Origin of the sequence: Gordonia aichiensis (assembly GCF_039946255.1) — a bacterium.
Taxonomy (GTDB): Bacteria; Actinomycetota; Actinomycetes; order Mycobacteriales; family Mycobacteriaceae; genus Gordonia; species Gordonia aichiensis_A.
In genome coordinates this window covers 618,531-626,880 of record NZ_JBCDWL010000001.1, presented here as the reverse complement: position 1 = coordinate 626,880, position 8,350 = coordinate 618,531, and the positions used below count along the sequence as shown (strand labels likewise).

Sequence of the window (8,350 nt, the reverse complement as noted above, 5' to 3'; positions counted from 1 at the left end):
ACTGGTACTAATCGGCCGAGGACTTATTAACAACACTCAACTACATTCGTGTGGTGAGTCGAGGTTGTTTGACGCACACGCACAAGTTGCGCGCATCCACTATGTACTTCTGAAACAACACACCATCCCCCCGGTTGGTGGGGGTGGTTGATAGTTTCATATTGTTTCGGTGGTTATAGCGGTGGGGAAACGCCCGGTCCCATTCCGAACCCGGAAGCTAAGCCTGCCTGCGCCGATGGTACTGCACTGTAATGGGTGTGGGAGAGTAGGTCACTGCCGAACACATTTTTGTTGAGCCCCCAACCGGGAACGGTTGGGGGCTCAACCCATTTCCGGGCCCGGGGGTCTCGATACGCGGCCTGCGCTTCGCTCGGTCGCTACTCGACCACCCTAAAGGGGAGCGCTGTCTTCCAGGGTGGTCGAGTAGCCCGCGAACGAAGTGAGCGAGCGTATCGAGACCAGGTGCGAGGGGCAGGGTCTCGATACGCGTCCTGCGCTTCGCTCCGGTCGCTACTCGACCACCCTAAGAACGGGCCGTGCGTGACGCGCGGGGTCTCGATACGCGGCCTCGCTGCGCTCGGTCGCTACTCGACCACCCTAGTGGGGAGCGCTGTCTTCCCTGGGTGGTCGAGTAGCCCGCGAACGGAGTGAGCGAGCGTATCGAGACCAGGTGCGAGGGGCAGGGTCTCGATACACGGCCTCGCTCCGCTCGGTCGCTACTCGACCACCCTAGAAGGGAGCGTGGCGGACGAGCTGAGCGGTCACTGGGTCGGCGGCAGGGCGATGTACTTGGTGTTCAAGTACTCGCCGATGCCTTCTGAGCCGCCTTCGGAGCCCAGGCCAGACTGCTTGATGCCGCCGAAGGGGGCGGCCGGATCGGAGATGACTCCGCGGTTGACGCCGACGAGACCGGCCTGCAGCCGGCGCGAGACCCGCTGGACACGGGCGAGGTCGGTCGAATAGAAGTACGCGGCCAGACCGTAGGCGGTGTGGTTGGCGATGCGGATCGCGTCGTCCTCGGTGTCGAAGCCTTGAACGGCGGCGACCGGACCGAAGATCTCCTCGACCAGGATGTCGGAGCCGGGGGCGATCTGATCGATGACGGTCGGGGCGTAGAAGAAGCCGCCACCCGGCAGCCGATCACCGCCGGTGTGGACCTTCGCACCCTGGGCGACGGCGTCGTCGACGAGGGCCGCGATGCGATCACGCTGCCTGGCGTTGATCATCGGCCCCAATTGAGACGACTCCGCCCACCCCGGCCCGACTGCCGTCGCGGCGATGCGTTCGGTGAGCCGCTCGGTGAACTCGGCACGGACACCGTTCTGTACGAGGATCCGATTGGCGGCGGTGCACGCCTCGCCGCCGTTGCGGAGCTTGGCGGCGATGGCGCCGTCGACCGCCGCATCGAGATCGGCGTCGTCGAAGACGATGAACGGTGCATTACCGCCCAACTCCATCGAAGTGCGCAGGACGTTGTCGGCTGCCTGTCCGAGCAGGATCTTGCCCACCTGGGTCGAGCCGGTGAAGGAGACCTTCCGGAGCCGCTCGTCGGCCATCAGCGCGGCCACCACTTCGGGAGCGCGAAGCGTCGGCAGCACCGTGAGCACCCCCGGCGGGACACCGGCCTCGCTGAGCACCTTCGCCAGCAGCATCGTCGTGAGGGGAGTGTCCTCGGCGGGCTTCACGATCATCGTGCAGCCGGCGGCCAGCGCCGGTCCGATCTTCCGGGTGGCCATCGCGAGCGGAAAGTTCCACGGGGTGACGGCCAGACAGATGCCGACCGGCTCCTTGGTGACCACGATCTGACCGTTGCCGGCCGGCGCCGTGGTGACCCGGCCGTTGATGCGCGCGGCCTCCTCGGAGAACCAGCGGAAGAACTCGGCGCCGTAGGTGACTTCGCCCTGGCTCTCGGCGAGGGTCTTGCCCATCTCCAGCGTCATCAACAACGCGAAGTCGTCACGCCGCGCGATGATGCTCTCGAAGGCGGCGCGCAGGATCTCCCCGCGGGTGCGGGGCGCGGTGGCCTCCCATTCGGCGGCAGCGGCCGCCGCGGAGTCGACGGCGCGGACGGCGTCGTCGACGGAGGCGCTCGCCACCGAGACCAGGGGGATTCCGGTCGCGGGATTGAGCACATCGAAGACGGCGCCGTCGGACGCCGCGCACGGACCACCGCCGATCCACAGGCCGGTCGGGACCTGCGCCAGCAGCGCGTCGGCGGTATCGGGGAGTCGGTTGTCGGAGTCGCTGGTCGGGGTCATGTCCCCGAGGGTAGTCCGGCAGGCGGCGGTCAGCAGGGGTTCTGAGGCCGTCGGAGGGCTCCACTAGACTTGCGGTGTGCGTCTTGTGATTGCCGATTGCCAGGTCGACTACGTCGGTCGCCTCACCGCTCATCTCCCGATGGCCAAGCGACTCGTGTTGGTCAAGTCAGATGGGTCAGTGAGCATCCACGCCGACGACCGCGCCTACAAACCGCTGAACTGGATGAGTCCGCCGTGCTGGCTCGTCGAAGAGGGGCCCGCCGAAGGCGCGGCGGGCATCGAAGCGGTCTGGGTGGTGGAGAACAAGGCCGGGGAACAGCTGCGGATCAGCATCGCGGGCGTTCATCACGACTCGAGCCACGAGTTGGGGATGGACCCCGGGCTCGTCAAGGACGGCGTCGAGGCCCACCTGCAGGAACTGCTGGCCGAGCACATCGAGACGCTCGGGGCCGGTTACACGCTCATCCGGCGCGAGTACATGACGGCCATCGGACCGGTCGACATCCTCTGCCGTGACGCCGACGGACAGACGGTGGCGGTCGAGATCAAACGGCGCGGAGAGATCGACGGGGTCGAGCAGCTGACCCGATACCTCGACCTGCTCAATCGGGACGCGACGCTGGCACCGGTCGCCGGGATCTTCGCCGCGCAGGCGATCAAACCGCAAGCCAAGACTTTGGCCACCGATCGGGGCATCCGATGCGTCACCCTCGACTACGACAAGCTTCGTGGAACTGAGAACAACGAATTCAAGCTGTTCTGAAGCGATCCGCGCCGGTTCGACCGGTCAGGCGGTCACCTGGCTGTGCGAGACGGGCTTGGTCGCGGGAGTCGTTCCGTAGCGCTCGCTCTCGAAATCGTCTGAGTGTTCACCGTCTGCGTCGTCGTGGTCTGCGCTGGTGTCGTCGGCCTCGTTGTCACCCGAGTCGACGTCCTCATCGAGGGCGCTGAGCACATCGGTCTTCTCGGCGGGGGCGTCCTCGCGGGTCGCGAAGCGGTCGCGGCCGACGAGCGTGCGATTGAGGAGTTCGAGGTCGTCGCCCTCGGTGAGCGCGACGAGTTCCCGTTCCTCCGCCGACAATGACAGGGCCTCGGGCAGATTCGTGATGTGCTCGCGCAGCGCATCGAGGTGATCGAGGATCTGTTTGTGGGCGCCGTGCGCCGACTCGGCGAGCTCGCGCGAGCGCCGCAGCCGGGCCATGGCGATGCTGTGCGACGCACCGCGCAGGCGGGCGGCGTCGGCCTCGGCAGCCGCGACGATCTCCTCGCCGCGCTTGCGGGCGGCTTCCTCATCGCGCTGCGACTGGGCCTCGCGGGCCTTGGCGGCCTCGTCGATCTCGGCCGCGCGCTTCTCCGCGTCGGTGATCATCGAGTCGGCGTGCTCCTGCGCCAGCTCCTTGGTGCGGGTGGCGGCGGAGGCCGCGGCGGCGCGGATGTCCTCGGCCTCCTGGCGTGCCACCGACAGGGTCTCGGCGGCCTCGTCGCGGGCCGTGGCGCGCAGCTCGCTGGACTCGTCGGTCGCCAACTGGAGCATCCGCGAGATGCGGTCGGTCATGCCGGCGACTGTCGTCGGCGGCACCGACAGCTTGTCGACTTCATCCTGGAGGTCGCGGATCCGGCGGCGGGCATCGTCGAGGTGGCCCTGCAGTTCGTCGGAGTTCGCGTGCGCCGAGTCACGGTCGGCGGCCATCATGCGCAGCTCTGCCTCGAGGCGTCGCAGATGATCGGTCACCTGATCGCGGTCGTAGCCGCGCATGACGATGGGGAAGGGGCTTTGACGATGGCCAGGAGCTGACATGAGGCCAGTCTATGGCGCTTCGCGGTCGGGCATGAGTAAGGCGAGCGGGGTGTTGTGCGGAGTTTTGGTAACGGCTTCGTCGCATCTCGCCGACAGCCGGGGCGGACACTCGGGCAGCGCCCGCCCCCGCGCCGTCGAATCAGTGCGAAGCGGCCGGCTCGACCAGCTCCAGCAGCACCCCGCCCGCGTCCTTCGGGTGGACGAAGTTGATGCGCGAATCAGCGGTGCCGCGCTTGGGTGCCGGGTACAGCAGCCGCACGCCGGCTGCGGTCAACCGCGCGGACACCTGGTCGAGATCGGTCACGCGGACCGCGAGTTGTTGCAGGCCGGGACCATTGCGGTCGATGAACTTGGCGATGGTCGAGGCCTCCGACAGCGGGGCCAGCAGCTGGATCATCGTCTCACCACCTACGGGGCCGATCATCGCCTCGCGGACCCCCTGCTCCTCGTTCACCTCTTCGTGCTGGTTGACGAAGCCGAGGTTGTCGAGCCACCACGCGGCCGCCGCGTCGAGGTCCGGGACGGCGATGCCGACATGGTCGACGGCCGTCACGAGGTCGCCGATCGAGGTCAGAGCACCGCCCGCGGTGGTATTTGTCACGTCGTTCGATGAGGAGTCAGTCATGCCATAACGGTAGCGTTGTCTGCAGGCGGGGCGCTCATCGCGGCTGCCCCGAGCACGACAGCAGCAATGGTCGCAGATCGCCGTCCAATGACTCGCGGCCGCAAGTAGTGCTGCCACATGCCAAGGAGCTGATACATGTCCGACAACACCACTGTCATCGTGTCCGGTGCGCGTACCGCGCAGGGCCGCCTGATGGGCTCGCTGAAGAACTTCTCCGCCGTCGATCTCGGCGCCATCGCGGTCAAGGGCGCGCTGGAACGCGGCGGCGTCGACCCGGCCGCCGTCCAGTACGTCATCATGGGCCAGGTCCTCACCGCGGGCGCCGGCCAGATGCCTGCACGCCAGACCGCGGTCAAGGCCGGGATCGGCTGGGACGTGCCCGCACTCTCGATCAACAAGATGTGCCTGTCGGGCATCGACGCGATCGCGCTCGCCGATCAGCTGATCCGCGCCGGCGAGTTCGACTGCGTCGTCGCCGGCGGCCAGGAGTCGATGACGCAGGCCCCGCACGTGCTGCCCGGCAGCCGCGGCGGCTTCAAGTACGGCAACACCGAGCTCGTCGACCACATGGCCTTCGACGGTCTGCACGACGTGTTCACCGATCAGCCGATGGGCGGTCTGACCGAGCAGGGCAACGACACCGACGGCTTCACCCGCGAAGAGCAGGACGAGTTCGCGGCCCGCAGTCACCGTCTGGCCGCCGAGGCCATCGCCAAGGGCGTCTTCGTCGACGAGATCGTCCCGGTCGAGATCCCGCAGCGCAAGGGCGACCCGATCCTGTTCGCCGAGGACGAGGGCGTGCGCGCCGACACCACCGTCGAGACGCTCGCCGGCCTGCGCCCGGCGTTCCGCAAGGACGGCACCATCACCGCGGGCAACTCCTCGCAGATCTCCGACGGCGCCTGCGCCGTCGTCGTGATGAGCAAGGCCAAGGCCGAAGAGCTCGGCCTGACCTGGCTGGCCGAGATCGGCGCGCACGGCGTCGTCGCCGGCCCGGACTCGTCGCTGCAGCAGCAGCCGGCCAATGCGATCGTGAAGGCCTGCGAGCGCGAGGGCATCACCCCCGCGGACCTGGATCTGCTGGAGATCAACGAGGCCTTCGCAGCCGTCGGCCTGGCCTCTACCAAGGCTCTCGGCGTCGACCCGGAGAAGGTCAACGTCAACGGCGGCGGCATCGCCGTCGGCCACCCGATCGGCACCTCCGGTGCACGCATCACCCTGCACCTGGTGCTCGAGCTGGCCCGCCGTGGCGGCGGCGTCGGTGTCGCGGCCCTGTGCGGCGCCGGCGGCCAGGGCGACGCCCTGATCGTTCGCGTTCCGAAGAAGGCTTGATCGCAGTGAACGACTTCTTCAACGTCTCCACCCCGGCTAAGCGGTTCCGGCTGATCGCCGTCATCGAGGCCTTCACGTGGGGCCTGCTGCTGATCGGCATGGCCGTCAAGTACGGCGCGGGTATCGACTCGGCCACCATGGTTCCGGGCGCCCTGCACGGTGCGGCGTTCGTCGTCTACCTCGTCATCACGCTCCTGACCGCACGGTCGCTCGGTTGGAACCTGAAGGTGCTGGCCTTGGCTCTCGTGGCGTCGATCCCGCCGTTCTTCACGGTGTGGTTCGAGGTGTGGGCCAAGAACAACGGTCATCTGGCGGAACTGTCCGACTCGGAGTTCACCGTCCCGGACGATCGTGACACACTGAATGTGTGAGTAGACCTTCCCGGCTCCAACAGCAGGCGAGCGTGGCAGCGGCGATGTCCGGTGCGGTAGATCTGTCAATTCTCAAGGAGCGGGCCGAGGCGCAGCGTGCCGCTGCGTCACGGCCCGCTCCTGAGTCGTATCCGGGGCAGGAACAGGGGTTGCCCGCCGACGTCGACGAGGCCGCGTACGCGTCCTCGGCCGCCGTGATCGACGTGACCGAGGCCGATTTCGAGGCGCAGGTGGTCGAGCGGTCGATGCGGCAGCTCGTCGTCGTCGATCTGTGGGCCACCTGGTGCCAGCCCTGCAAGCAGCTCTCGCCGGTACTGGAGAAGCTGGCCGCCGAGTCGGGCGGGCGCTGGGTGCTGGCGAAGGTCGACGTCGACGCCAACCCGCGCATCGCGCAGGCCTTCGGCGTGCAGTCGGTGCCGATGGTCGTCGCGCTGGTCGCCGGGCAGCCGGTCACCGCGTTCAACGGCGCGCAGCCGGAGGCGCAGATCCGCGCCTGGATCGACGACATCTTCGCCCAGGCCGGTCATCTGCTGCCGGAGACCGCAGGCGCGGGCGAGGCGCCCGAGCCCGAGCAGGATCCGCGGATGGCGGCGGCTGAGGAACTGATGAACGCCGGCGACATGGACGGCGCCCTCGCCGCCTACCGGGCGATCGCCGAACTCGAGCCCGACAACCTCGAGGCGAAGTCCGTGGTCCGCAACCTCGAGTTCGTCTCCCGCGCCCAAGCGCACGACCCCAACGTGGTCGCCGATGCCGAGACCGGAGACGTGGACGCCCAGCTCGCAGCCGCCGACGTGCTGCTCCTCGGCCAGCGGCCCGACGCGGCGTTCGACCGGATCATCGACCTGATCAAGGTGACGCGAGACGACGACCGCAGCCGTGCGCGCGCCCGGCTCCTGGAACTGTTCGAGCTCTTCGATCCGGCCGAGCCCTTCGTCGTCGCGGCCCGCCGAAAGCTGGCGACGGCGCTGTATTAGGGCCCGCGACCGAGCCCGACCCTCAAGAGTGCGACTTTTGACCACGTGGTGGTCAAAAGTCGCACTGTTGTTGTCAGGGGGCGGGGTCTTGCAACGGTGTGCAACTCTCCCACGCGGTTGCGAATCCGGACAGGGTGAAGGGCAGCGGAACTCACCGGGAGGGCCGCCTTCGCTGGACGGAGCGGGACATGACTCAGACTCGAGTGGCTTTGGTGACGGGTGCCGCGCGCGGAATCGGCGCGAGCATCGCGAATCGTCTTGCGGCGGACGGGCTGGACCTGGCCCTGGTCGATCTCACGGCCGAGGCGTGTGCAGGCACCGCCGACGAGGTGCGCGCGCTCGGGCGTCGCGCAGTGACGATCGGGGCCGACGTCTCCGATCGCGAATCGGTGTTCGCCGCCACGGCCCGCGCGCTGGACGAACTCGGTCGGCTCGACGTGGTGGTCAACAATGCGGGCGTCGCCCTCGTCGGGCCGGTCACCGATGCGACACCCGAGGCCTTGGAAAGGCTGTGGAGGATCAACGTGAACGGCGTGCTGTGGGGAATCCAGGCCGCCGCCGACGCCTTCCGCAGACAGGCCTCCGGCAGCGACGAGACGGTGGTCCGGAAGATCATCAACGCGTCGTCGATCGCCGGGCACGACGGCTTCCCGATGCTCGGCCCGTACAGCGCCACCAAGTTCGCCGTCCGGGCGCTCACGCAGGCGTCGGCACGTGAGCTGGCGGCTGATCAGATCACCGTCAACGCTTATTGCCCGGGCGTCGTCGGCACCGACATGTGGGTGGAGATCGATCAGGCCTTCGCCGACCTCACCGGTGCCGCAGTCGGTGAGACCTACGACAAGTTCGTCGGTGGGATCGCACTCGGTCGGGCGCAGACGCCCGCCGACGTGGCCGCATACGTGTCGTACCTGGCGAGCGCGGATTCGGACTACATGACCGGGCAGGCCGGGCTGATCGACGGCGGGTTGGTGTTCCGGTGACGCGGG

At 68.0% G+C, this 8,350-nt stretch carries 8 protein-coding genes and 1 rRNA gene; 6 read left to right on the top strand and 3 right to left on the bottom strand.

Annotation, left to right across the window (positions count from 1 at the left end; translation table 11 throughout):
- Positions 1–165: 165 nt before the first annotated feature.
- Positions 166–282, top strand: a 5S ribosomal RNA gene (gene rrf, locus AAFO60_RS02900).
- A gap of 479 nt (positions 283–761) precedes the next feature.
- Here the strand turns inward: rrf and AAFO60_RS02895 are convergent.
- Positions 762–2,258 carry an NAD-dependent succinate-semialdehyde dehydrogenase gene (locus AAFO60_RS02895; RefSeq protein WP_347954622.1) on the bottom strand — a complete coding sequence of 499 codons (1,497 nt, stop codon included), beginning with the start codon at positions 2,256–2,258 and terminating at the stop codon, positions 762–764.
- Positions 2,259–2,334: 76 nt separating this feature from the next.
- Between AAFO60_RS02895 and nucS the strand changes: the two genes are divergently transcribed.
- Positions 2,335–3,021, top strand: a complete 687-nt coding sequence (gene nucS / locus AAFO60_RS02890; RefSeq protein ID WP_347954621.1) for an endonuclease NucS — start codon at positions 2,335–2,337, stop codon at positions 3,019–3,021.
- A gap of 24 nt (positions 3,022–3,045) precedes the next feature.
- Here the strand turns inward: nucS and AAFO60_RS02885 are convergent, their stop codons facing one another.
- Positions 3,046–4,056 carry a hypothetical protein gene (locus tag AAFO60_RS02885; RefSeq protein WP_347954620.1) on the bottom strand — a complete coding sequence of 337 codons (1,011 nt, stop codon included), beginning with the start codon at positions 4,054–4,056 and terminating at the stop codon, positions 3,046–3,048.
- Between the two features lie 139 nt (positions 4,057–4,195).
- Positions 4,196–4,681, bottom strand: coding sequence for a methylmalonyl-CoA epimerase (mce, locus tag AAFO60_RS02880; protein WP_347954619.1), 486 nt, complete (start codon positions 4,679–4,681; stop codon positions 4,196–4,198).
- 135 nt (positions 4,682–4,816) lie between these two features.
- On the opposite strand from mce, the gene AAFO60_RS02875 reads away from it, so the two are divergent.
- The 4 genes from AAFO60_RS02875 (at position 4,817) to AAFO60_RS02860 (ending at position 8,344) form a co-directional block, all read left to right on the top strand.
- On the top strand, positions 4,817–6,013 hold the full coding sequence (locus AAFO60_RS02875) for an acetyl-CoA C-acetyltransferase (RefSeq protein ID WP_347954618.1): 1,197 nt from the start codon (positions 4,817–4,819) through the stop codon (positions 6,011–6,013).
- A complete protein-coding gene (locus AAFO60_RS02870; RefSeq protein ID WP_347954617.1) occupies positions 6,010–6,384 on the top strand; it encodes a DUF3817 domain-containing protein in 375 nt (124 codons plus the stop codon). The genes AAFO60_RS02875 and AAFO60_RS02870 overlap by 4 nt, the downstream gene beginning before the upstream one ends.
- Positions 6,385–6,428: 44 nt before the next feature.
- Entirely contained in the window at positions 6,429–7,361 is a 933-nt protein-coding gene (locus tag AAFO60_RS02865) for a tetratricopeptide repeat protein (RefSeq protein WP_347954668.1), read from the top strand.
- A gap of 188 nt (positions 7,362–7,549) precedes the next feature.
- Entirely contained in the window at positions 7,550–8,344 is a 795-nt protein-coding gene (locus AAFO60_RS02860) for an acetoin reductase (protein ID WP_347954616.1), read from the top strand.
- Positions 8,345–8,350: the final 6 nt, after the last annotated feature.

What these genes read in the sequence shown, in the direction of transcription:
- AAFO60_RS02895 (WP_347954622.1), bottom strand. Translation starts at nt 2,258, where the DNA reads ATGACCCCGACCAGCGACTCCGACAACCGACTCCCCGATACCGCCGAC.
- AAFO60_RS02885 (WP_347954620.1), bottom strand. Translation starts at nt 4,056, where the DNA reads ATGTCAGCTCCTGGCCATCGTCAAAGCCCCTTCCCCATCGTCATGCGC.
- mce (WP_347954619.1), bottom strand. Translation starts at nt 4,681, where the DNA reads ATGACTGACTCCTCATCGAACGACGTGACAAATACCACCGCGGGCGGT.
- AAFO60_RS02875 (WP_347954618.1), top strand. Translation starts at nt 4,817, where the DNA reads ATGTCCGACAACACCACTGTCATCGTGTCCGGTGCGCGTACCGCGCAG.
- AAFO60_RS02865 (WP_347954668.1), top strand. Translation starts at nt 6,429, where the DNA reads ATGTCCGGTGCGGTAGATCTGTCAATTCTCAAGGAGCGGGCCGAGGCG.
- AAFO60_RS02860 (WP_347954616.1), top strand. Translation starts at nt 7,550, where the DNA reads ATGACTCAGACTCGAGTGGCTTTGGTGACGGGTGCCGCGCGCGGAATC.